This is a genomic window from Frigoribacterium sp. 2-23 (genome assembly GCF_049601585.1).
In the GTDB taxonomy this organism is placed as follows: domain Bacteria; phylum Actinomycetota; class Actinomycetes; order Actinomycetales; family Microbacteriaceae; genus Frigoribacterium.
Window position 1 is genome coordinate 3019095 of sequence record NZ_CP187126.1, and the last position, 24746, is coordinate 3043840.

Genomic DNA, 24746 nt, shown 5'->3' on the forward strand with positions numbered 1-24746 from the left:
GCTGCGGAGACCGGATGCCGAGAGCCGCCCCAGGGCCGGGCACCAGCACGACACCCGTCGTTCACCCCCCAGACGGGTGACGCGCCTACGGTCATCGGGTTCTGCCAGATGATCCAGGGGGATTCCACAGCATGCTTCGTCGCGCCACCGCTCTGTCCACCACCGCCGCGGCCCTCGCCGCGGCACTGCTCGTCGGAGGCGCGGTGCCCGCGTCGGCGGCGACGGGCGTCGGCGATGTGCTCGTCACCGAGATCGCGCCCGACACCGTCGGAGCCGACGACTTCGAATACGTCGAGGTCGTCAACACGACGACGAGGGACATCCCGGTCGGCGCCGACGGCGTCTCCCTCGCGTACACGTACGTGGACGGCGACGATCGAGCCCGTGACGTCCCGCTGAGCGCACCGGCGGGCACCGTCCTGCCAGCGGGAGAACCCCTCGTCTTCTGGTTGACGTACACGTCGGGCGCGGTCGACTCGTCGCGGTACGGCGTGGACGACTTCCGCGCGTTCTGGGCGGGCGAGGGCAGCGTGCCGGACGCCTACCCGGTCGTGCCGATCACCGGGCAGGCCGGCATGGCGAACGGCGGTGGCCGCGGCATCCGCGTCGTCGACGCCGACGGCTCGGCCGTGTCGTGGTCGTTCTACCCGACCGGCTCCGTCTCGGCGGGAACGGTCGCCCAGTTCGCCCGACCGGCCGACGCCGGGCAACGGTCCGCGACCCTGTTCGCGTCGAAGGCCGCGCCCACCCCCGGCCGCGTCGACCCCGCGCAGCTCGGCGCCACCCCCGGCCCGACCCCGACGCCCGACCCCACCCCGACCCCGACACCCGACCCCACGTCGACCCCGACCCCGACCCCGACACCCGACCCCACCCCGGCGCCCGACCCGGCACCCGCTCCGCAACCCGACCCGAGCCTCCGGGCCGCGTCGCTGCAGATCACCGAGCTCCTGCCCGACTCGGCCAACGTCGGAGGAGCCGATGGCTACGAGTTCGTCGAGCTCTACAACGGCACCGACCGGGCGATCGACTTCGCCGACTACTCGCTGCGCTATCTCTACCCGGTCGACGAGACGACGAACTCGTCGACGACGCTCTGGCCGAGCACGCCCCGGGAGGCGACGATCGCGCCGGGCGGCACCCTGGTGCTCTGGATCAAGAACGCGCAGAACACCTCGCTGACCCGTACGGACTTCAACGGCCACTTCGGTTCGTCGCTCGCCGAGGGGCAGCTGCTCGACGTCGTCTCGGCGGGCATGGCCAACAGCTCGCCCCGCGGGATGGAGGTCGTGACCAACACCGGCGTCGGCCTGAACCGGGCCTACTACAACATGATCGCCGGCCAGGACGACACCCAGGCCGACCAGGGCATCCAGTACGGCCACGACCCCGCGGACCAGAGCAAGCAGCGCCTGCTCCGCTCGGCACCCGCGAGCCCCGGCGCCGTGACGGCCGACCAGGTCCCCACCGGACTCGTCGTCACGCCCGCCGACACGACGGCACCCGTCGTCGTCGACCGGACGGCGGCGAGCGTCGACGACCCGACGGCCGACTTCGACGTCTCGTTCACCGTCACCGACGAGCAGCTCGTCCGCTCGGTCCGCCTGACGGTCGAAAACGACATCGACGCCGCTCCGACGACCGTCGACCTCGTCGGTGGGTACGCCGACCCGGCCGACACGGCGGGTCCGCGCGACACGTACACCTGGTCGGTGCCGGGCGTGGACCTCTACGGCAAGAGCTGGCTGCGCTACTCGCTGACCGCCACCGACGGCACGAACGCGGTCACGACCGACCCACGCACCGTCACGATCCCCGGCCGGGACGACGCACCCGTGCGCCTCAACGTCACCGACGGGCAGGGTCTGCGCGGCACGGTTCCCGTCGCCGCCGCGGGGACGACCACCCCGCCCGACCTGCGGCTCGACATCGACGGCGAGACCGTCACCGGAGCGACCCGTGCGCTCGAGCGCGAGCCCTACTTCGCCTTCGAGGCGGGCGGCGTCAACACGTACTTCCGTAACGGCGTGCTGATCGGTCGCGACATCCTCACCATCTTCGACGACGGCATCTTCGAGGGCGTCGAGACGATCACGACGAAGGTGCCGTTGTCGTACGTCACGGCGGGCGAGCCGCTCACGCTCAGCGTCTGGGCCGGCACGAAGGCCGCTCCCGAGATCAGCCCCGAGAACAACGACGACTTCACCATCCAGAACCTGCGGCTCGTGCTGCCGGACGGTCGCACGCTGCGCCCGGCCGGCTACGACGACCCGGCCCGGGTGCTCCAGATGGGCGACAGCACGGGTCGCCTCGACTTCTACGACGCCGTCTTCACCCTGCCCGACGACGCGTTCGGCGCCGTCTCGTACGACTGGGACACGACGATGGTCGCCGACGGCGAGCACGTCGTGACGGCCACGGCGAGCGCCACGAGCGAAGGAGGCGCGGCGTCCGTCACGCGCCGCGTGCTCGTCGACAACACAGCGCCGGTCGTCGCCACCGACGTCGAGTCGGGTCGCGAATACCGGGGCGAGTTCCTGCTCACGGGCTCGGCGTCCGACGCGGGCTCCGGGGTCGCGTCGTTCGTGACCATGCTGGACGGCGAGGCGATCCATCTGCCGTTCCGCGCCTCCTCGGTGGACCTCGCCGGAGGCGAGCACGTCCTGTCGCTGACCGCGACGGACGCGGTGGGCAACGTCGGCCGGACCGACGTGCCGTTCACCACGCCCGTCGAGCAGCCGAGCGGCCAGGCCGTGCTGCCCGCCGATGGTGCCGAGGTGACCGAGGGCGAGGTCGAGCTGCGGGCCCGTGTGGACGACCCGAGCGGCGACCGCCTGCGCGTCGACTTCGCTCGCGGCTACGAACTGGACGCCGCGAACGGCGGCGTGACCAGCCGCGTCGGCACGACCGACGTGTCGACGCAGGTCGACGGCACAGCACCGACCGCACGCGCCCTCAGCACGAGCGAGGTCGAGGCGCTCGGCGGCGTGGACGGACTCGACACCGAGATCAGCTCCGACACCGCGCTGCCGTACCAGGTGTTCGACGTCCAGGTGCCGGCCGAGGCCGGTGCCGACCACGTGACGAAGCTCACCTGGACGGGCTCCGCGAACACCGGCGCGAAGGTGCTGATGTACGTGAAGAACGTCGCGACGGGCCTCTGGGAGGAGGTCGACCGGGTCGTCACGACCGACCCCGCCGACGTGCAGTTCGCGCTCACGGCGAGTGTCCCCGCGGCGGACCACGTGTCGGCCGCGGGTGCCATGACGGTGCTCGTGCAACACTCCGAGGGCTTCGCCGGCGCACCGCGCTCCACCCGCGACACCGCCGTCACGCCGAACAATCCGGCGGACACGCCCCGCTCGGCGTACGACTTCACGCTCGCCTGGGAGTCGGACACGCAGTACTACAACGCCGACCCGAACAACTACAAGCACCAGGTCGCGATCCACGACTACCTGCTGGAGCAGCGCGACGACCTCAACCTGCAGTACCTCACGCACACGGGCGACATCGTCGACGACGGCACGGTGCCCGAGCAGTGGCAGCGGGCCGACGCGCAGTACGACCGCCTCGACGCCGCCGGCCTGCCCTACGGCGTGCTGGCCGGCAACCACGACGTCGACCAGAAGAACGACGACTACACGTACTACTCGCAGTGGTTCGGCGAGAAGAGGTACGCGTCGAACCCCTGGTACGGCGGCAGCCACCTCGACAACCGGGGGCACTACGACCTCGTCAGCACGGGCGGCGTCGACTTCCTGATGCTGTACATGGGGTGGGCGCCCGGCGACGAGCAGATCGCGTGGATGAACGAGGTGCTGGCGCAGTACCCCGAGCGCAAGGCGATCATCAACCTGCACGAGTACATGCTCACGACCGGCGGCCTCGGCCCGGTGCCGCAGCGCATCTACGACGAGGTCGTCGCGACGAACCCGAACGTGATGATGGTGATGTCGGGCCACTATCACGACGCGTTCACGCGCTACGACCAGTTCGACGACGACGGCGACGGCACGCCCGACCGCACGGTCACCCAGATGCTCTTCGACTACCAGGGCCTCGCCGAGGGCGGTCTCGGATACCTGAGGCTGATGCACTTCGACAACGCCGGCCAGCAGATCACCGTGCGGACGTACTCCCCCTCGCTCGACCGGTACGACTCGGACGACCCGTCGCTCGAGCTCGAGCACCAGGAGTTCGTGATCCCCTACGCCACGGCCGGCATCACCCCGCAGGCCAAGACCCTGCGCACGGACTCGTTCACGGCCGAGGTGCAGACCACGACCGCGATCGGCTCGGTCGCCGACGTCGCGAGCGGCACCGAGGCCTCGGTGGCCTGGCCCGACGCCCCGCTCGGACGCCTCGGCTGGTACGTCACCGTGACCGACCCGTACGGCGCGCAGTTCCGCTCGGGCGTCAGCACGCTCACCGTGGTCGCGGCGGCCGACCCGGGCACGCCCGGCGGCCCCGGCACGCCGGGTGACCCCGACGACCCCGGACAAGGAGGCGCGGTGCCGGGTGGCCCCGCAGCCCCCGGCGGCCCCGGTGCGGGCACGCAGCCCGGCGGCACGTCGCCCGCGGGCACCGGTCCCACCCCGGCAGCGCAGGGTGACCGCGCCGACGACCGGCTGGCGTACACGGGAGCCGACCCGCGCCTCCTCGGTCTCGGCGGGCTCGGTCTGCTGCTGCTCGCGGCCGGCGCGGTGCTGGTGATCCGCCGACGACGCGCCCGCGGCACTGGCCGCCAGGGCCGAAGCCTGGTTGGCTGAACCCATGTCGATCTCGAAGACGGCCGAGAAGGCCGACCTGCTCCGCTCCCTGCACGTGCCCGGTGACCCGCTCATCGTCACGAACGTCTGGGACTCGATCACGGCGCGCGTCGTCGCGGGCGCACCCGGCGTCAAGGCGCTGGCCACCGCCTCCCACTCCATCTCGGAGGCCCACGGGGTCGAGGACGGCGAGGGCCTCGACGTCGACGACATGCTGGCCGCCGCCCGCCTGATCATCCGCGCGGTCGACCTGCCCGTGTCGGTCGACTTCGAGAAGGCCTACGCGCGCGACGCGGCCGGCACGCTGGACAACGTCTGGCGTCTGATCGAGGAGGGCGCCGCCGGCCTCAACCTCGAGGACAGCCTCGGCAAGACCAAGGCACCGCTCTACGACATCGACACCCAGGTGTCCAAGGTCGCCGCCGCCCGTGCCGCGGGCGATCGCGCCGGCGTGCCGATCGTGATCAACGCGCGCGTCGACGCGCTGGCCGGCGACCCCGACTCCTGGGACGACGCCGTGACCCGCGCCAACGCCTACCTCGACGCCGGCGCCGACTGCGCGTTCGTGCTCGGCCTCGGCACCGAGGACCTGGTCAAGCGGGCCCTCGACGAGATCCACGGCAAGGTCAGCGTCATCTCGAGCCCGTCGAGCGTGCCCCTCGCGCGCCTGGCCGAGCTCGGCGTCTCGCGGGTCAGCTTCGGGCCGATGTCGATGGGCCTCACCCTGTCGCACCTCCGCGACGCCGCCGAGACGCTGACGGCTCGGGGCGAGTACCCCGCCGAGCTCGGGTTCTCCTTCTAGGCCCACGCGCAACCCACCGCGAAAACGACGGACCGACGTGATTGATCACGTCGGTTCGTCGTTTTCGCGTCGGTGAGCGCGACCGTCAGGCCGCGAGCCGGCTCGTCTCCCGGAGGAGGCCGGCCAGGATCTCGCCCATCGAGCGATCCTCGCCCTCGGCGAGCCACTGGGCGAAGCCGACCCGGAACACCGTGACCCCGAGCTCGGCCGCGAGTGTGGCGCCGGGCTCGGGCACGTCTCGGTCCCGCAGGGTCTCGCCGAGCAGCCGGGCGAGGTTCGCCATCTTGAGCAGCTCGCGTTCGCGCAACCCGGCGTCCGCGGCGATGACGCGATCCCGCCGTCGGGAGTAGTCCCGCCGCTCGTCGGGGAAGAACGTCGAGGCCGCCTGCAGCGCCGCACCGATGACCTCGAGGGGCGGCCGACCGGGGGGCACCGCGACGGCACCGTCGACGAACATCTGCTCGAAGACCCCGTGGCCCGAGAACAACGCCTCGCGCTTGTCGCCGAAATAACGGAAGAAGGTGCGCTCCGTGAGCCCGGCCGCGGCGGCGATGTCGGCGGCGGTCGTGTGGTCGAAGCCCTGGGCGTCGAACAGGTCGAGGGCCGCTCGCTGCAGACGCTCTCGCGCGCCCGACTCCCATCTCGCCATGGGGTGAGCCTATCGGTGCCGACGACGTGATGACAGTCCCCGACATCAGGTGTACCGTGATGTCATTCACTGACATGACGAAAGGACGCCCCCATGCGCGTTTTCATCACCGGAGCATCCGGCTGGATCGGATCGGCCACGACCGACGAGTTGCTCACGGCCGGCCACGAGGTCGTCGGGCTCGCACGCTCCGACGCCTCGGCGGCGTCCCTCGAGCGCAAGGGCGCCCGGGTGCTGCGGGGCGACCTCGACGACCTCGAGTCGATCCGCCGAGGCGCGAGCGAGGCCGACGCCGTCATCCACCTCGCCAACAAACACGACTTCGACGACTCCGCCACGACCAACCGCGCCGAGCGGGCCGCCGTCGAGACGATCGGCGAGGCACTCGAAGGGTCGGGCCGACGGTTCCTGCTCGCGGCCGGCATCGCGGGCCTCTCCGCCCCCGGTCGACTCGCCGTCGAGACGGACGCGTCCCCGGCCGTCGGGCCCGACTCACCGCGAGGCGGGAGCGAGAACCGTGCCCTCGAGTTCGTCGACCGCGACGTGCACGTCGTCAGCCTCCGGTTCGCGCCGACCGTGCACGGCACCGGCGACCACGGCTTCGTGTCGGCCCTGACCGAGATCGCTCGGGCGACGGGCCGCTCCGCCTACGTCGACGAGGGCACGAACCGCTGGTCGGCCGTCCACGTCTCGGACGCCGCCCGACTCGTGCGCCTCGGACTCGAGGCGGCCCCGGCCGGTTCCCGGCTGCATGCCGTCGGCGAAGAGGGCATCCCCACCCGCGTCATCGCCGAGGCGATCGGCTCGAGCCTGTCCGTGCCCTCGGTGTCCGTGCCCCGCGCCGGAGCCATGGAGCACTTCGGCTGGATCGGCCTGTTCTTCGGCATGGAGGTCGCGGCCTCGAGTGCGGCGACCCGGGAGCTGCTCGGCTGGCAGCCGACGGGTCCGACGCTCGCGGAGGATCTCGCCTCCGGCTCGTACGCCGACCGGTAACCAATTCGCGGGGGTGGTCAGTCGTGTGCGCGGCGTCGCCGTACGACGACCACCCCGACGACGATCGTCACGGCCAGCAGCACGAGCGACACCACACCCCAGGGCGACCCGGCGACCGAACCGATGACGGCCCACAACACGGCGAAGCCGATCGTGGCGTAGACGAGTGCCCAGGCGAGACAGCCGGGCAGCATCGCGAGCAGGTAGACGGGCCAGCGCATCCGCGCGACCCCGGCGCTCGCGTTCAGCACGGTCTGGAGGCCGACGGTCAAGAAGCTCACCGTGACGGCGGGCGGTCCGTACCGGTTCAGCAGGAGCGCCCCGCGGCGCATCGCCGTGCCGTCGAGCCAGCGCCCCCAACGTCGCGACGCGAGGCCGGTGACCGCCAGTCGGGCGATCCAGTAGGTCGCCTGCGCCCGCGCGAAGACGATCACGAACAGGGCGACGACGAGTTCGACGAACCCGAGATCGTCGAGGAACGCCGGCATGTGCGACTCCCGTCCGCTCGCGGGCACGACAGGCGACGCCTGCCTCCTCGCCCGTCCGATCAGTGTAGGTCGGCACGCCGGAACAGTGGCTGACAAGCCGAGGAGGCACGGGTCGGCCCCCGCAGGAGAGCCTCAGTCGCGCTCGCGCGCGCCTTTCCGATCGCCCTTGGAGCCGCGGCCGTCGGAGCCGCCGGAGTCGCGACCGTCCGAGTCGGAGTCGTCGCGGTCGTCACCTGCGTCACCCCGCGCCTCCTCGCGTCGGATGGCCGCGGCAGCCTGCTGGCGCAGGCGCATGCCGTCCAATTCGTCCTGCGCCTCCTTCGCCTTCTTCTTGTCGCTCTGCGCGGTGTCGCGCGGCGGCAGGAGGATGTCGCGCTCGGCCTTCATACCGGCCTGGAGTTCACGACCACGCTCGATCTCGGCGTCGAACTCGGCACCGAACAGCAGCGCGTTGTTGGTGATCCAGAGCCAGAGGAGGAAGACGATGACGGCACCGAGCGAGCCGTACGTCTTGTTGTAGTTCGAGAAGTTGGCGACGTAGAAGCCGAAGCCGACCGAGGCGACCAGCCAGATGCCGATCGCCAGCAGCGAGCCGAGGCTGATCCAGCGGAACTTCGGCTGCTTCACGTTGGGCGAGAAGTAGAACAGGATCGCCACGACCACGACCACGATGATCGCCAGCACCGGCCACTTGACGATGCCCCAGACGAACAAGGCGGTGGACCCGAGCCCGATGACGTCGCCGACGGCCTGGGCGATGCCTCCACTCAAGACCAGGATGAGACCGGCGATGACGACGAGCACGACGGTGACCGCGGTGATGGCCAGGTTCGTCGGGCGGAGCTTCCAGATCGGCCGCCCCTCGTCGATCTCGTAGATGCGGTTCATGGCCCGGCCGAATGCGCCGACGTAACCGGAGGCCGAGAACAACGCACCCACGACACCCACGACGAACGTGATACCGGCCGCCGGCGACCCGGTGACCTCGGCGATCGGCCCGCGCAGCGTGTCGGCGACACTCGGCGACCCGAGCTGCCCGATGAGCTGGAGCATGGCGTCGGTCGTCGCCTGCGCCTGCCCGAACAGGCCGAGCAGGGACACGACGGCCAGCAGCCCCGGGAAGAGCGCGAGCACGGCGTAATACGTCAGCGACGCTGCCAGGTCGGTGCACTGGTCTTTGCTGAACTCGCGCAGCGTCTTGCCGAAGACGTACTTCCACGAGCGCTTGTGCAGGTCGGTCGGCGCATCGGGTTTGCGGTCGTCGTCGGGAGCGGGGGACGTCGCTTCGCGGGTGGAGCTGTCTTGCGCCATGGTCGGTGTGATCCTGTCGTGGGCCGCCGGTGTCAGCGACGAACGGTCATGAGACGAACGGGCTTGAGGGTGCGGTGTGATCCGTCGATCAGCGACGCACGGACTTGACGATGCCCGCGACGACGGCGACCACGCCGACCACACCCGCTGCAGCTGCGGCGACGGGCTTGGCATCGCCGTCGCGCAGACGACGTTTCACCCCCGCCGTCAACCGCCGGGCGTGCGCGGGCACGCTCAGCTTGTCTTCGATCGCGTCGAGCGTGCGCGCGAACTCCTCGCGGGTCTTCGCCACGTCGAGCTCGATCTCGGGGATGCTGGCACCCGGACGCAGCGGAGGCCGCGAGGCCGCCGACTCGGCAGGCGTCTCGTCGTGACCGGGGCCGGACGAGGAGGCGCGACCCGCGTCGGACGCGTCAGCTGCGGGGGTTGTCATAGACGCCCTGTCCCTTCAGTGCGGTGACGTCGGCCTTGAGGTTGTCGACCGTGTGCTGCGGAACGGGCGGAACGCCCTTCTTCAGCGACGAGACACCCATCAATGCCAGGACACACGTGAGGATCAGCAGCGCAGCCGCGACGATGAGGGCGGCGAGCCACGGAGCCAGGACGGTCGCGAGACCGAGGACGGCCGCGGTGATCAGCACGGCGAGCAGGAAGAAGCCGAACAACGCGGCCCCGACCAGGAGGCCGATGCCGAGCCCGGCCTCTTTCAGCTTCGTGACGAGCTCGGCCTTCGCCAACGTGATCTCACCGCGGATCAACCGCGAGATGAGCTCGGGCAGGCTGCCGAGCAGTGACCCGAGCGAGCGCTTCGTGCTCTCTTCGGGTGCCTTCAGATCAGACACCGGGGTTCACCCCGGGAAGCTTCGGCTTGCTGTCGCTCGACGTGTCGGTCGACGTCGTCGAATCGGAGGCCGACTTCGACCCCGAGTCGGCCGAGGCGGCGGCGTCGGCCACCTTCTCGGCGGCCTTGTGCGCGGCAGCGGTGGCGTCGGACGCCGCATCGGACGACGAGGACGTCACCTTGTTCGCGGTCGACTTGGCCTTGGCCGCGGCGGCACCGGCGACGTCACCGGCCTTCTCCTGGACCTTCTTGCCGACGACGGGGGCGTTCTCGCGCACGAAGTCCTCGGCCTGGTGCACGGTCTTCTGCACGTTGGGGTTCTCCCACAGGCTCTCGGCCTGGGACTTGATCTTCACGTAGGCGCCGCGACCCGCGCGGGCCCCGAGGACATACCCGACGGCTGCTCCTGCGACGAAGAGGATCTTGCCTTTCATGAGTGCTCCTTGATAGGTCATGCGTGGTGGTGCGGTTCTCCACGCTGGCACGAAATGCCGCAGGAGGACCAGATCCACGCACTCCGTGACGGAGCGCGACGCCCTGGGGAGGAGCCATCGCCTAGCGCTGGCGGTCGACCGCCCGGAGAGCCAGTTCACGATCGGGGGCCAGCCGGGCCACCGCGCGACGCAAGGTCCAGCCCTCGAGCCCCACGGCTTCGAACGCGTACTCGACGAGGCGCACGGCCGCCCAGCCGAACAGCACGATCACGAGCACGTTGCGGGCGGCGAGGGTGAGCACCGCGATCGGGTTGAGGTCGATCAGGGCCAGGTACAGGATGGGGAAGACGAGCGTCGTGAGACCGGCGATCCACCCCATCAGCACGGCGGGCACGTGGAAGGTCCGAGGACGCACCAGCAGACCCACGGCGACGATCGGCGCGATCCACAGCATGTACTGCGGCGAACCGACCTTGTTGAACACGACGAAGGCGGTCGTCAGGGCGAGGGCACCGACCAGTACGAGCTGGAACTCGTCGCGGACCACGGGTCGGGCCGTCGGCCGCGCGCCCGGGATGCCGAACGTCGCGACGGAGAGGATCGCGACGAGCGCGATGATCACGCCGAACATGAACTCCGTGCTCGAGTTGATCGCCCAGCCGTCGCCGGGCCCCATCACCTCTCGGGTCGCGAGGGCCACGTTCTGGTAGATCGATGCGCCGGGCACGCGCAGCATGGCCATCCAGAGCCAGGGCGTCGACAACGGTGCCTCGAGCTGGAGACCGCGGCTCGACTGCATCGTGATGAAGCTGCTGAGGTTCGACAGGCCGCCGGCGAGGCCGACGACGGCCACGACCCCCACGGTCACGACGACGCCCGTGCGGAGCACGGTCATGCGTCGATTCGACGCGACGACGACGGCCGCGATGACGGCGGCGGGCCAGACCTTGATCCAGGTCGCGACGGCGAGCAGGACGCCGGCCGCGCGGGGTCGGGTCGCCAGGGTCATGAGGGCGGCGATCACGAGCGGGGCGCTGAAGCCCTCGAGACGCAGCATGCCGACGGGGCTGAGGAGGAACACGATCAGCAGCCACCACCAGGCGGCGCCGTTGTCCACGGTCTTGCGGCCGCGATCGGTGAGCAGCCACAGGCCGACGGCGTTCGCACCGGTCAGCAGCACCAACCAGACGAGCATGTACAGCGACTCGCCGAGCACGTTCGACAGCACGATCGGCAGCAGCGCCCCGGCCGGATAGACCCACGAGAAGTCGAAGACGGGCCAGACGCCGCCGCTCAACGCGTGGCTCGCCCAGCTCCGGTAGAGGGGCAGGTCACCCTCGACGTCGCCGCGCAGCATGAGCGGCGTGAGCGCGACGAAGACGGCCGCATGAAGGCCGATGAAGGCGTACCAGAGGGCCCGGGGGTTCTTCTGCAGCAGCATCGACTGACGCACCAGTCGGGAGCGTGCCTCGCGCAGCCCCTGCACGGCGCGACGCACGCTCGGCGAGCGCGGCCCGACCGCGGGATCTGTCGTCGGTTCGGCGGGAGGCCGAGGCGGAGAGGTCTGCACGAGCCAGACGCTAAGGCTTAAAACTTGCCGTGAGGTGAACGTTCGGCTCTTGTCCAGAAGATTCATCCGCGAGACGGACCCGCTCGCCCCCTCAGCTCACCCTCGCAGGCGTACAGTCGCCGCAAGGTCGGAGCGGACCGACGAACGGAGGCGGCCACGATGGGCACGACGGACGACACCGGGGCTGCGCGCCCGATCGGATTCTGGGTGAAGCTGGTCGACGGCTTGATCGACCAGCGCTTCGCCGCGATCCTCGACGAACACGGCGTGACGCATCGTCAGTGGCAGCTGCTCAACGTGCTCGAATCGGGCCCCTCTCCCCTCGCCCGGCTCGACGCCGCCTTGGCCGGTTACCTCGACAGCGCGGCCGGGGAGACGAGCGCGGAACACCTCACCGAGCTCGTCGAGAGCGCCTGGGTCGTCCGCGGCGACGGCGACGTCTACGAGATCACCGAGCGCGGCCGCGTGGCGCATCGGAGACTCCAGGAGGTGGTGGCCGGCATCCGCGAGGAGGTCACGGCCGGCGTCTCCCCCGCCGAGTACGAGGCCACCGTCGCGGTGCTGCGCACGGCGGCGACGAACCTCGGCTGGGCCGGCTGACGCGAGCCGTCCGGCGCTGCCGAGCCGCGCCTCCTCGGGTCGCGGTCAGGGCATGCGTCGTGTGCTGTTCGCGTCATCGTGTCGTGTTCGAACACGACACGATGACGCGAACACGACAAGACACGTCGCACACAGCTCACCCCTGCAGCGCGACCCACCAGATCAGCAGCATCGTCGTCGCGAACCCGACGACGAAGTTCAGCAGCAGGAACCGCTTCCAGCCGCGGTTCGCCCCCTCGGCCTCGGCATCCGTGACGTTCCACCACGGGGCGCAGCTGATCGCGTACGGCAGGGTGAGCACGGCCGCCGCGGGCCCCGGCCAGTCGGTGAACGTGAGCAGCACCCCGGCGAGCAGGTACACGACGACAGACAGCCGGACGGTCGCGCGTGCGCCGATCACGGTCGCGACGGACGCGATGCCGCCCTCGCGATCGGCGATGACGTCCTGCACGGCGCCGAACGCGTGGCTCGCCACCCCCCAGAGGAAGAACGCGCCGAGCAGCGCCCACAGCGCGGGGGTGAACGTCGCTCCGGCGAGCACGAGGCCGTAGACGGCCGGGCTGACGAAGTGGGTGCTCGACGTGAGCGAGTCGACGAACGGGCGCTCCTTGAAGCGCAGCCCCGGGGCCGAGTAGGCGATCACGGCGAAGACGCTGATCGCCAGGACGAGCCAGCTGAGCGGGCTGCCGATCGCGATCAGGAACACCAGGAAGGGCACGTTCGTGACGACGACCGCGCGCAGGGTGGTGCGGTGCATGCTGCGGTCGAGCAGTGCGCCCTCGACGCCGCCCTTGCGCGGGTTGCGCAGGTCGCTCTCGTAGTCGAAGACGTCGTTGATGCCGTACATCGCCAGGTTGTAGGGGATCAGGAAGTACACGATGCCGACGACCGCGATCACCCACGGCACGGACGAGAAGTCGAACGAGCCCCCGCGCGACGCCGACGTCAAGACGTACGCGGCCGCGAACGGGAAGGCGGTGTTGACCCAGCTCAGGGGCCGGGACGAGACGAACAGGGCCTTGAGCGTGTTCACGGACGCGCCTCCTTCTGTACCGGGTCGCCGCCGGCATCGACGCGGCCGTCACCACGGCCGCCTCCGCCGTCACGGGGGCGCTTGGGCCCGCCGAGCAGCACCCACACGCTCGGCAGCAGCGCCAGCGCGGCGATGGCGTACGCGAAGTCCTCGAGCGGCGCGATGCCGACGAAGACGCCGCTGATGCGCGACTCGTCGTAGCCGACCAGCCCCACGCCGATCATGATGTTGTCGAACACGGCCGTCATCACGAGCAGGACGACCACGGCGAGCGCGGCACCGCCGAGACGGGCGCGCCGCGCGAGGGGCGCCGAGGAGGCGCGGTGCCGGTTCCGGAACCAGCCCACGACCAGCGCCGCGAGACCGATCGCGGCCACGAGCCCCAAGAACACCGCGTTCACGGCCCAGTACGTCACGATGCCGACCCACCCTCGGAGGGGGTGCCGGCCTCGACGCCCGGGCGGCGGACCTCGAGTCGGCGGGCCACGATCTGCCGCCCGCCCTCGAGCAGGTTCATCGTCAGGTAGCACAGCAGCGTGAGGAAGAAGATCTCCTCGAGCGGCAACTCGGGCGCGAGCTGCACACCGGTCATGAACGACGTCTCACCGCGGAAGAAGATACCGAGGTCAATGCCGACCAGGTCCCAGATGACGAAGAACACGACGCCGACGAGCAGCGTCACGAAGGCGCGCGCGGGGTCGCGCCAGAAGAACAGCGTGAAGCGTCGATCGAGCATCACCATGCCGAACAGGGCGATGCCGAGGGCGACGAGGTACAGGACACCCATCAGACGGCGGGCGCGGGCTCGGGCAGCGGCTCGGTGCTCGTGTCGCCGCGCATGTTCTTCAGCAGGACCTCGGCGCTGATCAGGCACATCGGCAGCCCGATGCCGGGACGCACCGACCCACCGGCGTAGAACAGGCCGCGCACCCGCTTCGACACGTTGCCCGACCGGAACATCGCGCTCTGCGACAGGGTGTGGGCGGGGCCGAGCATGCTGCCGCTCCACGCGTTGACGTCGTCGACGAAGTCGCGCGGGCCGCGGGTGCGCCGCACGACGATGCGCGACGCGAGGTCGGGGATGCCCGCCCAGTCGGCGATCTGCGCGATGACCTGATCGGCCAGGCGCTCGATCAGCGGGTCGCCGTCGCCGTCGACGTCGCCACGCCCGAGGGCCGGGTCGGCCGGCAGCGGGACGAGCACGAACAGGTTCGAGTGACCGGCGGGCGCCGTGCTCGGATCGACCGTGCTCGGCTTGCAGACGTAGAGCGACGGCGGGTCCGGGATGCGCTTGTGTTCACCGAAGATGCGGTCGAAGTTCTCGTGCCAGTCGTTCGCGAACAGCAGGGTGTGGTGTTCGAGCTGCGGCAGCTCGCCCTCGACGCCGAGGTACAGCAGCAGGGCCGACGGGCCGGGGTTGCGCGTCTTCCAGTACGAGGGGCGGTACGTCTGCAGGTTCGAGGGCAGCAGCTGCGTCTCGGTGTGCTCGAGGTCGGCGGCTCCGACCACGACGTCGGTGTCGAGGGTGTGCCGGCCCCCGGCGGCGTCGACGTACGAGACACCACTGACCCGGGCCGACCGGCCGCTCTCGCCCGTGACCGGGACCGTCTCGATGGCGGTGACCCGCGCCTCCGTGACGATGCGGACGCCCGCCTTCTCGGCGACCGCGGCGATGCGCTCGATGACCGTGATCAGCCCGCCCTGCGGGTAGAGCACGCCGTCGTCGAGGTCGAGTGTGCTCATGAGGTGGTACATGCTCGGCGTCTGGAACGGCGACGAGCCCAGGAAGACGGCCGGGTACCCGAGGATCTGCCGCAACCGCGCGTCGCTCACCGTGCGCGACGCGAACGAGTCGAGGTTCTGCAGCAGCAGGCGCATCAGCTTCGGCAGGCGCACGATCACGTCGCCGCGCAGCAGGGGCACGAGGCTGCCGAACGACGTGTAGAGGAACCTCCGCTTGGCGATGTCGTACGTGTCGCGGGCCGAGCGCAGATACCGCCGCAGCCGCGCGCCGCTGCCCGGCTCGACCGCGTCGAACAGCGCGATGTTCTCTTCGAGCCCGCGAGGAACGTCGATCGGCGCACCCGCCGCCTCGTCGCCCGGCGTCGGCTCGAACAGCACGCGGTAGCCGGGGTCGAGCGGGACGAGGTCGAGCTGCTCGTCGGACGACGTGCCCATGAGCTTGAAGAAGTGGTCGAACACCTCGGGCATGAGGTACCAGCTCGGGCCGAGGTCGAAGCGGAACCCTTCGTGCTCCCACGACCCGGCGCGCCCGCCGACGGCCGCGTTCTTCTCGAGCACGGTCACGTCGTGACCCTCGCGGGCCAGCAGCGCCGCCGAGGCCAGACCGCTGATGCCGCCGCCCACGACGACGACGCGCCGCCCGTTGCGACGCACGCTCTCGCCGTCGGTCGCTGCCGGGTCGACCGTCATCGTGCCTCCTGGTGGTTCCGACCCGGGGGCCGTTCGTCGGGCACCGGCATGACCCGGCCGAGGGCGGCCCCGGCCGCGATGCGCAGCTTGACGGGGTTGGGCACGCGCACGCGCGTGTGGATCAACGAGGAGGCGGGGGTCGCCTCGAGACGTCGGTTCAGCTCCGCGAACAGGCCGTGGGCGAGCGCGACCGCCCGTCGCGACGACACCGGCAGCACGGGGATGATCTCGCCGGCGACGCGCAGGTCGTGGTCGATGTCGTCGACGAGACGACGCTTCGTGGCCTCGTCGAACGAGACGACGTCGACGCCGGGGAAGTAGCTGCGACCGAGCTGCTCGAAATCGGCCGCGAGGTCGCGGAGGAAGTTGACCTTCTGGAACGCGGCACCGAGTGCGCATGCTCCGGCCTCGAGGGCCACGACCGTCGAGGCCGGGAACGCCTCGTCACGGATGAACGCCCGCAGGCACATCAGGCCGACCACTTCGGCCGAGCCGTAGACGTAGCGGGCGAACGACTCGTCGTCGTGCTCGGTCGCGCTGAGGTCGACGCGCATCGACGCGAAGAACGGTCGGGTGAGCTCGGCGCCGAAGCCCGAGGCACGCGCCGTGCGGGCGAAGGCGTGCACGACGAGGTTCGAACTGAAGCCCTCGAGCATGGCCCGCTCGGTCTCGTGCTCGAGGTCGTCGAGGCAGCGGGCCGCCGCGTCGGCGTCGAGCCCGGCCTCGTGGGCAGGGCCGTCGACGATCTCGTCGGCCACCCGCACGAGCGCGTAGACGTTCTCGACGTGCTGTCGCACACCGTCGCCGAGCAGTCGGGACGCCAGTCCGAAGGACGTCGAGTAGCGCTTGATGACACCCGACGCGGTCTGGTCGGCCACGGCGTCGTAGAGCGGCAGACCCGTCATCGGACGCGCTCCAGCACGGTGTCGACCACGGGGGTGAGGGCGTCGCGCAGCCGGTCGTCGATCAGGGGTCGGCGGAGCACGTCGAGGGCGCGTCGGGCGTGCTGCTCGATGAGACCCTCGGCGAAGGCGCGGGCGCCGCACGACTCGAGGCGCCCGCGGACGTGCTCGGCCTCGGCGTCGGTGAGGTCGGACTTGCCGATGAACGGTCGGATGGCGAACCACTCGTCGGTCGTCGCCGCGTGCGCGACGAGCACGGTGCGCTTGCCCTCGCGCAGGTCGCCCGTCGTCGTCTTGCCGGTGTCGGCCTCGACACCGAAGACGCCGAGCAGGTCGTCGACGACCTGATAAGCCGTGCCCACCTCGCGGCCGAAGTCGCCGAGGGCCGCGATGACGTCGTCGGACGCGCCCGCCAGCACGGCACCGGCCTGCAGCGGGGCCTCGAACGAATACACGGCGGTCTTGGCGCGCTCCATGTCGAGGATCTCGTCGACGGTGGGCAGTTCGGGCGAGAGCGAGAACTCGACGTCGACCATCTCGCCGCCGGCGCTCGCGAAGACGGCCTCGTCGAGGATGTCGAGCAGGCGGGTGCGCACGCCGCCGTCGCACTCGACGGCGAGCAACAGGCGGCTCGCGCCGGTGAGGGCCAGGTCGCCCGCGATGACGGCGGCCGACATGCCCCGGTGTTCGGCCGCGGGCGTGGGGATGCCCGCCGTCGTGGCGGTGTCACGGTAGCTGCCCGAGACGTTGGGGATACCGCGCCGCGAGTAGTCGCGGTCGATGACGTCGTCGTGCACGATGAGGGCGGTGTGCAGCAGCTCGAACGAGGCACCGACGCGGGCCGCGGCATCGACGTCGCGGCCGCCGAGGGCCTCGTAGGCCGTCTGCACCATGCGCGGCCGGAACCGTTTGCCGCCGGCGCTGTTGCGCTCGAGGACGGACCACAGGTCGACGTAGTGGGAGCCCACCGCGCCGGCCCGGCGCTTGGCCAGGGTGAAGAACTCGTTCAGCACGGCGTCGACGCGCTTCTGCATCACGGCGTCCGTGTGCTCCGGCGCCGGTGCATGCCGGTGTTCTCCATCCACTCAGGCAGACTAGCGCTCATGACTCCGCAGACACCTGCTCATCCACAGGCCAGTCACGGCCTCACGGCGAGCATCGACGACGAGGTCGTGGTACTGCTCGACGACGACGGGACGCCGATCGGGACGACGCCGAAGGCGACCGTGCACACGACCGCGACGCCCCTGCACCTGGCCTTCAGCTGCCACGTCATCCGCCCCGACGGACGGACGCTCGTCACGCGCCGTGCGCTGACGAAGAAGACGTGGCCGGGGGTCTGGACGAACTCGTTCTGCGGGCACCCGTCCCCGGGCGAGACACCGGCCGCCGCCGTCGAGCGCCGCGCCTTCCAAGAGCTGGGCATCGCGGTGTCGGACGTGACCAGCGTGCTGCCCGACTTCCGGTATCTGGCGACCGACGCCTCCGGAGTGGTCGAGAACGAGATCTGCCCGGTGTTCACGGCGACGGTGTCGGGCGATCCCGACCCGTCGCCCGACGAGGTCGCCGAGTGGGCCTGGGTCGATCCCGGCGAACTGCGTCGTGCCGTCGCCGCCGCGCCGTTCGCATTCAGCCCGTGGCTCGGCTGGCAACTCGAGGCGTGGCCGCAGCACTAGCCCGAGGCTGCTCACCTAGCCCATCGACGGCCGTGTGACAACCCCTGACGACGGAGGGGTACACCGGTTTAGGGTCAATCCCAAGGTGAGCGTCGAGACCCGGCGCCCGTCGAGGGAGGGGCCATGAGCAGCGCGTACGAGAGCGATCCGGCGACGGAGCCGATCCGCATCCACGCCTACGCGAAGCCACACGGCCAGAAGCCGCCGACCGGTCTCGGCAGGCCTGACGACCCGCGCCCACCCGTCACGCGACGCTCGCGCGATGCGGGCGTCGCGGCAGCCCGCGACGCCCGCATCCGCTACGCCGACTTCTTCGAGGAGGGCAAGGGGGCGGTCCGCCCGTCGTGAGCGCCGGAGGCCCTAGCCGTCGGGGTGGAGGCTTGTGTCGGCTGGCCCGGTCCGCCATGCGGTGAACAGCACGGCGAAGCCGCTTCGTGACGGGGCACAGCACATCGGCCCCGCGGTCACCAGGGCCGCTGGGTCAAGGGGTGCCACCCGGACCAGGCGCCATGGCTCGTCGTCCACTCGTGCGCGGATGGTCACGGCATCCCCGGAGCGGCTGGCGCGGATCGTGACGAGTCGACCGTGCCAGCCGGGGACCGGCGACAGGGACCAGTCGGACACACCGCGGGTGACCACGGCGCCGAGACCGTTCTCGCCGTCGCTGCGTTCGACTCCGGCTTTGATCCAGGTCGCGTCGTCGACCTTGAGGAAGATCCCGGCCTGATCGAATTGGGCGGAGAAGTCGAGGCGGAACGACACCTCGACCGCGGTGTCTTGGCCGACGGGCGCGAGAAGGGCGTGCTCCGTGTCGTGGATGAAGCCGTAGGAAGTCGTGCGCCAGGCGTCGCTGCCCTCGACGGCGACGACGAGCATGCCGTCGTCGCTCACGTCCACGGACGAGGGGGGAGTCGTCCACGTGCCGGCGTTCCAGTCGATGTCGGTCATGACGCCGAGCGTACGTCTGTACAGAGGGAGATCGACCATGTCGCCGGGGACGACCGCTTGGCGAAGTGGCGGGGCGCTCGCGTGATCGCGATCGCATCGGGCCGGCACGAGGAGTTCCTCCCGCGAGGTCGATCTGGTGTTCGACACGCTGCAGGTGGAGGCCTACCTCCTCCTCACCTCCGTCGGCGACGCGGACTCACCCTCCCTCGTCGGGACCGGGGCCTATCGCTTCCGACTCCGACGAGGCGACGACCGCGTCTGGCGCATCGACGACCTGCACCTCGACACGGACAACGCGTGGTGACGTGCAGACGCGCTGCCCGCAGCACGCAGGTGCACCGGAGGCACGGGCCGGGTCTCGAGGACCCGACCCGCGCCTCCGGCTGGCTCGCTAGTCGCCCTTCACGTTGACGATCTGGCGCAGCGTGTGCCGGATCGTCACGAGATCCGCGGCGTCGGCCATGACCTGGTCGATCGACTTGTACGCCGCGGGGATCTCGTCGAGGAAGGCATCGGTGTCGCGGTACTCGATGCCGACCATCGCTGCCCGCAGCTCGTCGTGTGTGAACTTCTTGCGGGCGGCGCTCCGCGAGTAGGCCCGGCCGGCACCGTGCGGCGACGACTGCAGGGCGACGGGGTTACCCGTGCCCTCGACCACGTACGACGCGGTGCCCATGCTGCCGGGGATCAACCCGGCCTGCCCCGCCCGCGCCGAGATGGCACCCTTGCGGCTCAGCCAGACGTCCTTGCCGAAGTGCCGCTCCCGCTGCGTGAAGTTGTGGTGGCAGTTGATCCGCTCCTGCTCCTCCACCGGCGTGCCGATCCACTCGGCGAACTGGCGGATCACCCGATCCATCATCTCCTCGCGGTTGAGCAGGGCGAAGTGCTGTGCCCAGTTCAGCTCGGCGATGTACCGGTCGAACTCGACGGTGCCCTCGACGAGATACGCGAGATCGGGGTCGGGCAGGGTGATCCACCAGCGCTTCATGGCCTCCTGGGCGACCGTGATGTGCGTCTGTGCGATCTTGTTGCCCACGCCCCGGCTACCCGAGTGCAGGAACAGCCAGACGGCGTCCGCCTCGTCGAGGCTGACCTCGATGAAATGGTTGCCGCTCCCGAGCGTGCCGAGCTGCAGGGTCCAGTTACGGGCGTACGCCGCGGGGTCGAACCCCGCCTCGGCCGCGAGCGCCTCGAGCTCCGCGACGCGCGGCTCGGCCGTGGCCACGACCGTGCGGTTGTTGACACCGGCCGAGGTGGGCACCGCCCGCTCGATCTGCTCGCGCAGCGGCCTGCGGTCGGCCGGCAGGTCGGCCGCCGTGAACTGCGTGCGCACGGCGATCATGCCGCAGCCGATGTCGACGCCGACAGCGGCCGGCATCACGGCGCCGAGCGTCGGGATGACGGACCCGACGGTCGCGCCGAGACCCAGGTGGGCGTCGGGCATCAGTGCCAGGTGCGGGTAGATGAACGGCATCGTCGATGTCGTCCGGGCCTGCTGCTCGGTCTTCTCCTCGAGCAGGCTCGCCCAGCTGAACAGCCGGGCAGTGATCTTCTCCATGGTCCTCTCGGTCCTCTGTGGGGTGGGTGTCGTCGTCCGGGGCGGACGGACGCACGCCGACCCTGCAGTGTCGGTGGATGCGAGAGATGCGCCCCGGCCCTCGCGGGGCTCCGGGGCGTCGGGTGACGCGCGCGGCCTACGAGAGGGTGTCGAGTTCGAGCGTGGTCTGCTCTTGGTTGCCGGGCAGGCGGACCTGCTCGGGGTACCAGGAACGACCGTGGCCGTCGAGGAGGCGCGGTGCACGGTTGTCGGTCAAGGTGCTGTTCGACACGGTGCGTCCTCTCTCTGCGGGGCTCGACGTCGACGAGGCGACGGGTGTGCCGACTGTCGGCACGGATTGCGACAGTACAGCCCGGGCGTGTCGCTGTCCAGATCCGATTCGTGGGCGACGCCGGGGCCGTCCGCTAGGGTCGGGTCCGAAAAGCGATCACGACCAGGGGGAGCCATGTCGAACGAGCAGTCACCGCAGCGGTATCCGAGCGGGCCGTACGGGCAGCCGAACGGCCAGCAGGCCTCCTGGAACGGCCAGTACGCGCCGCAGCAGGGGTACCCGCAGCACGTCGTCGTCGGGTATCAGCCGGCTCCGCCCCGCGGCCTCAGCATCGCGAGCATGGTGCTCGGTCTCGTGTCGGTGTTCGCCGGCTTCACGTTCGTCGTGCCGATCATCGGGTTCATCCTCGGCATCGTCGGCCTCCGGAAAGAACCCGCGGGGCGCGGCATGGCGGTCACCGGCCTCATCCTCAACGGGCTGTTCGTCCTCGGCTGGGCGATCCTCGTGATCTTCGTCCTCGGCATCGGCTTCCTCGGAATCGCCAGCGTCTCCACCAGCACCACCTGACGACGCACACCAACCCTTACGACTCAGCCGTCGGTGTTCGCGAGCTGCCGGGTCGCGGCGTCGAGGAGGGCTGAGACCCCGGCCGATCTAGTCCTCGAAGTCGAGGTCGATCGTGTCCGTGTCGTCGCGGTGCTCGCTGACGGGTGACGGCTGGTTGAGGCGCTCCGCCTTGGCGTGCAGGTCGCGGACGATCTCGGCGTCCACGATCTCGTCGACCCCGGCCGGGCTCGGCACGATGACGAGCTGACTGGCCGGCCCCACGAGGATCTGCGACCGCCCCACCTCACCGCTCGGCATCCGCACGGGGATGTCGATGGTGTCGGCCCGGGACGAGCGCGCGAGCGCCTCGGCATAGACGATGACGGCGTCGGCGATGTCGTCGCCCGTCACGATCACGCCGTCGGCGTAGTGGATGCTCCTCATGACTGGTGACCCCTTCTCGACCATCGATCTCCAGCCAACCCCGCCCGCGCCTCCTTCGTCACCCCTTGACGGGATCGAGGCACGATGCTCAGCGAGGGCGAAGGGAGCGAGCGGCCGGGCAGTCGAACGGATCGCGAGCCGACAGGCCGACGCGGTTGAGGTAGCGGATCACGATGCCGTACGACTTGACGACGGTCGTCTCGGTGTACGGGATGTCGTGGGAGGCGCAGTGCGCCTTGACGAGACGGCTCGCCGCACGCAGGTGCGGGCGCGCCATGCTCGGGAAGAGGTGGTGCTCGATCTGGAAGTTGAGCCCGCCCATGAACGCGGTGGCGAAGCGACCGCGGATGTTACGCGACGTGAGCACCTGCTTCGACAGGAAGTCGACGCGAGCACCCTCGGGGATGATCGGCATGCCCTTGTGGTTCGGCGCGAACGACGAGCCCATGTAGAGGCCGAAGACGGCCATCTGCACACCCACGAACGCGAACGCCATGCCGAGCGGCAGGAAGGTGAAGACGACACCGAAGTACAGCGCAAGGCGGATGACGATCAGCGTGATCTCGAGCGCACGGCCCTCGACCTTCTCGCGGCCGACGAGGGTGCGGAACGACGTGACGTGCAGGTTGACGCCCTCGGCGAGCAGCAACGGGAAGAAGAAATAACCCTGACGACGCGTGACGAAGCCCATCAGGCCGCGCTGCTTGGCGGCGTCCTCTTCGAGGAACGAGATCGTGTCGAACGCGATGTCGGGGTCTTTGCCCTTGGTGTTCGGGTTGGCGTGGTGCCGGCTGTGCTTGTTCATCCACCACGCGTAGCTGATGCCGACGACGCCGGCGGCGAGCACGCGACCGACGCGGTCGTTGTGCGTGCCGGAGGCGAACACCTGGCGGTGCGCGGCCTCGTGGGTCAGGAACGCGTACTGGGTGAAGATGATGCCGAGTGCGCCCGCGATGAGCAGCTGGAACCAGCTCGACCCGAGCAGGACGAAGCCGGTGCCGGCCCCCGCGAGGCAGAGCGTGATGACCACGAACACGGTCACGTAGAAACCGGTGCGGCGCTTGAGCAGCCCGGCCTCTTTCACCGAGGCGAGCAGGGACGAGTAGGTGCTGGTCGGCTTGGTCGTGCCGCCGGCCTCGGTCGCGCGGAACCCGGCGGGAGCGGTCTTGCCGCCGACGATGTCGGCCATGGCGGCCTCGGGCGTACGACCGCCGGACGAGCGCACGGACGGACGATGCAGACCGGGAGCGGCCGGTGCGAGGGGTAGGGCTGTGGACACGAACTGCCGCCTAACGGTGGGTCGGACCCGCGACGAGGCGGGATTCTGATCGACCGGTGCGTCGGGCAGTTGTGGTGAACGTAGCGGTTCGTGCTGGGAGGCTCGGGTGAGACACGCGTGAAGAGGTCGTGAAGGTAGGGGCGGTAAACTCCCCGCTGTTCCCCCCGCATCCCGAAAGAGGTCTCGTGCCTGCTGCGCCGTCCGGCCCCGTGCCGCCCGAACCCGCACGACGCGACCCCTCGACCGATTCGCGCTACTGGCCGGTGCTCATCGCCCGCGCCGTGCCGCTGCTCGTCCTCGGTGCGGTCATCACGTTCTCGTCCGATCACTCACCCCGCGTCGGGCTGCTCGCGTTCGGTGCGGCCGCCCTCGTGGCCGGGGCGATCATCGCCGTCGGCTCGGCCCTCCGCCTCGCGCACGACCCGTCGACCCGCACGATCGGCGTGCTGCAGGGGGCCGTCGGCATCGTCGTCGGCGCGCTCGCCCTCGTCTTCTCCGGCGGCGGCCTGCCCGTGCTGGTCGCCCTCGTCTCGGGCTTCGCCATCGTCACCGGAGCCCTCGAACTCGTGACCGGTCTGCGTCGCCGACGCCGCTCTCCGCTCGCCCGCGACTGGATCGGCATCGGCGTCATCACGCTGGTGCTCGGTGCGGTCTTCGTCGCCGTGCCGCCCGACTACTCGGAGCAGCTCGGCGGCATCGAGAAGGTCAGCGGCGAGCTGACCTCGTCGATCGTGCTCGTGGGCATCCTCGGTGCCTATGGAGCCCTCGTCGGGGTGTTCCTCGTGATCGCGGGCCTCTCGCTCAAGTGGGGCACCGGCCACCCGCCGATGGCCGAAGAACGCACGACATCCGGAGTGAGCACGTCATGACCCAACCCACCTGGCGCGAACGCGTCCGTCCCGCCGAGTTCCTCGGGCTCTCCGCCGTCTTCGCCCTCTTCGTCGGCATCGTCGTGCTGCTGTCGACCCGCGAGTTCAACCTCGCCCTGATCTTCACCTGCGTCGGCTTCATCGTCGCGCTCGTCGTCATCGCCATGCTGGCGCTGGCCGCGAAGCCGAACGACGACGAGCGACACGAGATCGACGACGAGAACAGGCCGTCCGCGCACTGACGCGACCGGCGTCGGGCCGTGCACCGCGCCTCCTGGGCTCTGCGGCTCTGCCCCGCCGAATCCTTCGCAATGTGCGACCGTTTCG

28 protein-coding genes are annotated in these 24746 nt (G+C 70.4%); 10 read left to right on the forward strand and 18 right to left on the reverse strand.

Annotated features, from left to right (window positions below; genetic code table 11):
* The first annotated feature begins 131 nt into the window (after positions 1-131).
* Together ACPEEZ_RS14090 and ACPEEZ_RS14095 are read left to right on the forward strand one after the other, a co-directional pair.
* Positions 132-4772, forward strand: a complete 4641-nt coding sequence (locus ACPEEZ_RS14090) for a lamin tail domain-containing protein (protein WP_423920359.1) — start codon at positions 132-134, stop codon at positions 4770-4772.
* 4 nt (positions 4773-4776) lie between these two features.
* On the forward strand, positions 4777-5574 hold the full coding sequence (locus ACPEEZ_RS14095; RefSeq protein WP_423920361.1) for an isocitrate lyase/PEP mutase family protein: 798 nt from the start codon (positions 4777-4779) through the stop codon (positions 5572-5574).
* Between the two features lie 85 nt (positions 5575-5659).
* On the opposite strand, the gene ACPEEZ_RS14100 is transcribed toward ACPEEZ_RS14095, so the two are convergent.
* Entirely contained in the window at positions 5660-6223 is a 564-nt protein-coding gene (locus ACPEEZ_RS14100; protein WP_423920363.1) for a TetR family transcriptional regulator, read from the reverse strand.
* Positions 6224-6316: 93 nt separating this feature from the next.
* On the opposite strand from ACPEEZ_RS14100, the gene ACPEEZ_RS14105 reads away from it, so the two are divergent.
* On the forward strand, positions 6317-7216 hold the full coding sequence (locus tag ACPEEZ_RS14105) for an SDR family oxidoreductase (RefSeq protein ID WP_423920366.1): 900 nt from the start codon (positions 6317-6319) through the stop codon (positions 7214-7216).
* A gap of 17 nt (positions 7217-7233) precedes the next feature.
* Here ACPEEZ_RS14105 and ACPEEZ_RS14110 read toward each other — a convergent pair whose 3' ends face one another.
* The 6 genes from ACPEEZ_RS14110 to ACPEEZ_RS14135 all read right to left on the reverse strand — a co-directional run bounded on the left by ACPEEZ_RS14110 (position 7234) and on the right by ACPEEZ_RS14135 (position 11860).
* Positions 7234-7704 carry a DedA family protein gene (locus ACPEEZ_RS14110; protein ID WP_423920368.1) on the reverse strand — a complete coding sequence of 157 codons (471 nt, stop codon included), beginning with the start codon at positions 7702-7704 and terminating at the stop codon, positions 7234-7236.
* A 132-nt stretch (positions 7705-7836) separates the two neighbouring features.
* Positions 7837-9015, reverse strand: coding sequence for a YihY/virulence factor BrkB family protein (locus ACPEEZ_RS14115; protein WP_423920371.1), 1179 nt, complete (start codon positions 9013-9015; stop codon positions 7837-7839).
* 88 nt (positions 9016-9103) lie between these two features.
* Positions 9104-9448 carry a DUF3618 domain-containing protein gene (locus ACPEEZ_RS14120; protein ID WP_423920373.1) on the reverse strand — a complete coding sequence of 115 codons (345 nt, stop codon included), beginning with the start codon at positions 9446-9448 and terminating at the stop codon, positions 9104-9106.
* On the reverse strand, positions 9429-9857 hold the full coding sequence (locus ACPEEZ_RS14125; RefSeq protein WP_423920375.1) for a phage holin family protein: 429 nt from the start codon (positions 9855-9857) through the stop codon (positions 9429-9431). Before ACPEEZ_RS14125 ends, ACPEEZ_RS14120 begins: the two co-directional genes overlap by 20 nt.
* Positions 9850-10290 (reverse strand): YtxH domain-containing protein, encoded by a 441-nt coding sequence (locus ACPEEZ_RS14130; protein ID WP_423920378.1) that lies wholly within the window; start codon positions 10288-10290, stop codon positions 9850-9852. Before ACPEEZ_RS14130 ends, ACPEEZ_RS14125 begins: the two co-directional genes overlap by 8 nt.
* A 121-nt stretch (positions 10291-10411) precedes the next feature.
* Positions 10412-11860 carry a glycosyltransferase 87 family protein gene (locus ACPEEZ_RS14135; RefSeq protein ID WP_423920380.1) on the reverse strand — a complete coding sequence of 483 codons (1449 nt, stop codon included), beginning with the start codon at positions 11858-11860 and terminating at the stop codon, positions 10412-10414.
* A gap of 159 nt (positions 11861-12019) precedes the next feature.
* Here ACPEEZ_RS14135 and ACPEEZ_RS14140 point away from each other — a divergent pair, with 159 nt between their 5' ends.
* Complete coding sequence (locus tag ACPEEZ_RS14140) at positions 12020-12460, forward strand: MarR family winged helix-turn-helix transcriptional regulator (protein WP_423920383.1); 441 nt, start codon at positions 12020-12022, stop codon at positions 12458-12460.
* Between the two features lie 136 nt (positions 12461-12596).
* Here the strand turns inward: ACPEEZ_RS14140 and ACPEEZ_RS14145 are convergent, their stop codons facing one another.
* Genes ACPEEZ_RS14145 through ACPEEZ_RS14170 form a run of 6 tightly spaced genes read right to left on the reverse strand, consistent with a single transcriptional unit; the run spans position 12597 to position 17913 of the window.
* Complete coding sequence (locus tag ACPEEZ_RS14145) at positions 12597-13493, reverse strand: prenyltransferase (protein WP_423920385.1); 897 nt, start codon at positions 13491-13493, stop codon at positions 12597-12599.
* On the reverse strand, positions 13490-13909 hold the full coding sequence (locus ACPEEZ_RS14150) for a lycopene cyclase domain-containing protein (protein WP_423920387.1): 420 nt from the start codon (positions 13907-13909) through the stop codon (positions 13490-13492). Before ACPEEZ_RS14150 ends, ACPEEZ_RS14145 begins: the two co-directional genes overlap by 4 nt.
* Positions 13906-14280: a lycopene cyclase domain-containing protein gene (locus ACPEEZ_RS14155; protein ID WP_423920390.1), complete on the reverse strand. Its 375-nt coding sequence runs from the start codon at positions 14278-14280 to the stop codon at positions 13906-13908. Before ACPEEZ_RS14155 ends, ACPEEZ_RS14150 begins: the two co-directional genes overlap by 4 nt.
* Entirely contained in the window at positions 14280-15926 is a 1647-nt protein-coding gene (gene crtI / locus ACPEEZ_RS14160) for a phytoene desaturase family protein (protein WP_423920393.1), read from the reverse strand. Before crtI ends, ACPEEZ_RS14155 begins: the two co-directional genes overlap by 1 nt.
* Entirely contained in the window at positions 15923-16831 is a 909-nt protein-coding gene (locus tag ACPEEZ_RS14165) for a phytoene/squalene synthase family protein (protein ID WP_423920396.1), read from the reverse strand. The genes crtI and ACPEEZ_RS14165 overlap by 4 nt, the downstream gene beginning before the upstream one ends.
* Positions 16828-17913: a polyprenyl synthetase family protein gene (locus ACPEEZ_RS14170; protein ID WP_423920399.1), complete on the reverse strand. Its 1086-nt coding sequence runs from the start codon at positions 17911-17913 to the stop codon at positions 16828-16830. Before ACPEEZ_RS14170 ends, ACPEEZ_RS14165 begins: the two co-directional genes overlap by 4 nt.
* A gap of 18 nt (positions 17914-17931) precedes the next feature.
* Between ACPEEZ_RS14170 and idi the strand changes: the two genes are divergently transcribed.
* Together idi and ACPEEZ_RS14180 are read left to right on the forward strand one after the other, a co-directional pair.
* Positions 17932-18504: an isopentenyl-diphosphate Delta-isomerase gene (gene idi / locus ACPEEZ_RS14175; RefSeq protein ID WP_423920401.1), complete on the forward strand. Its 573-nt coding sequence runs from the start codon at positions 17932-17934 to the stop codon at positions 18502-18504.
* A gap of 123 nt (positions 18505-18627) precedes the next feature.
* A complete protein-coding gene (locus tag ACPEEZ_RS14180; protein ID WP_423920404.1) occupies positions 18628-18852 on the forward strand; it encodes a hypothetical protein in 225 nt (74 codons plus the stop codon).
* 12 nt (positions 18853-18864) lie between these two features.
* On the opposite strand, the gene ACPEEZ_RS14185 is transcribed toward ACPEEZ_RS14180, so the two are convergent.
* Positions 18865-19452 carry a DUF1349 domain-containing protein gene (locus ACPEEZ_RS14185; protein ID WP_423920406.1) on the reverse strand — a complete coding sequence of 196 codons (588 nt, stop codon included), beginning with the start codon at positions 19450-19452 and terminating at the stop codon, positions 18865-18867.
* A 136-nt stretch (positions 19453-19588) separates the two neighbouring features.
* Between ACPEEZ_RS14185 and ACPEEZ_RS14190 the strand changes: the two genes are divergently transcribed.
* Positions 19589-19756 (forward strand): hypothetical protein, encoded by a 168-nt coding sequence (locus tag ACPEEZ_RS14190; RefSeq protein ID WP_423920409.1) that lies wholly within the window; start codon positions 19589-19591, stop codon positions 19754-19756.
* Positions 19757-19843: 87 nt separating this feature from the next.
* On the opposite strand, the gene ACPEEZ_RS14195 is transcribed toward ACPEEZ_RS14190, so the two are convergent.
* Both ACPEEZ_RS14195 and ACPEEZ_RS14200 read right to left on the reverse strand, forming a co-directional pair.
* Complete coding sequence (locus ACPEEZ_RS14195; protein WP_423920412.1) at positions 19844-21010, reverse strand: RtcB family protein; 1167 nt, start codon at positions 21008-21010, stop codon at positions 19844-19846.
* A gap of 136 nt (positions 21011-21146) precedes the next feature.
* Positions 21147-21281 carry a hypothetical protein gene (locus ACPEEZ_RS14200; RefSeq protein ID WP_423920415.1) on the reverse strand — a complete coding sequence of 45 codons (135 nt, stop codon included), beginning with the start codon at positions 21279-21281 and terminating at the stop codon, positions 21147-21149.
* A 174-nt stretch (positions 21282-21455) separates the two neighbouring features.
* Between ACPEEZ_RS14200 and ACPEEZ_RS14205 the strand changes: the two genes are divergently transcribed.
* Positions 21456-21848, forward strand: coding sequence for a DUF4190 domain-containing protein (locus tag ACPEEZ_RS14205; RefSeq protein ID WP_423920418.1), 393 nt, complete (start codon positions 21456-21458; stop codon positions 21846-21848).
* Between the two features lie 87 nt (positions 21849-21935).
* Here the strand turns inward: ACPEEZ_RS14205 and ACPEEZ_RS14210 are convergent, their stop codons facing one another.
* Complete coding sequence (locus tag ACPEEZ_RS14210) at positions 21936-22271, reverse strand: hypothetical protein (protein ID WP_423920421.1); 336 nt, start codon at positions 22269-22271, stop codon at positions 21936-21938.
* An 88-nt stretch (positions 22272-22359) separates the two neighbouring features.
* Positions 22360-23460 (reverse strand): fatty acid desaturase family protein, encoded by a 1101-nt coding sequence (locus ACPEEZ_RS14215; protein ID WP_423924289.1) that lies wholly within the window; start codon positions 23458-23460, stop codon positions 22360-22362.
* A gap of 275 nt (positions 23461-23735) precedes the next feature.
* Here ACPEEZ_RS14215 and ACPEEZ_RS14220 point away from each other — a divergent pair, with 275 nt between their 5' ends.
* Together ACPEEZ_RS14220 and ACPEEZ_RS14225 are read left to right on the forward strand one after the other, a co-directional pair.
* On the forward strand, positions 23736-24419 hold the full coding sequence (locus tag ACPEEZ_RS14220; protein WP_423920423.1) for an HdeD family acid-resistance protein: 684 nt from the start codon (positions 23736-23738) through the stop codon (positions 24417-24419).
* Positions 24416-24661, forward strand: a complete 246-nt coding sequence (locus ACPEEZ_RS14225; RefSeq protein WP_423920426.1) for a hypothetical protein — start codon at positions 24416-24418, stop codon at positions 24659-24661. The genes ACPEEZ_RS14220 and ACPEEZ_RS14225 overlap by 4 nt, the downstream gene beginning before the upstream one ends.
* The last annotated feature ends 85 nt before the right edge of the window (positions 24662-24746 follow it).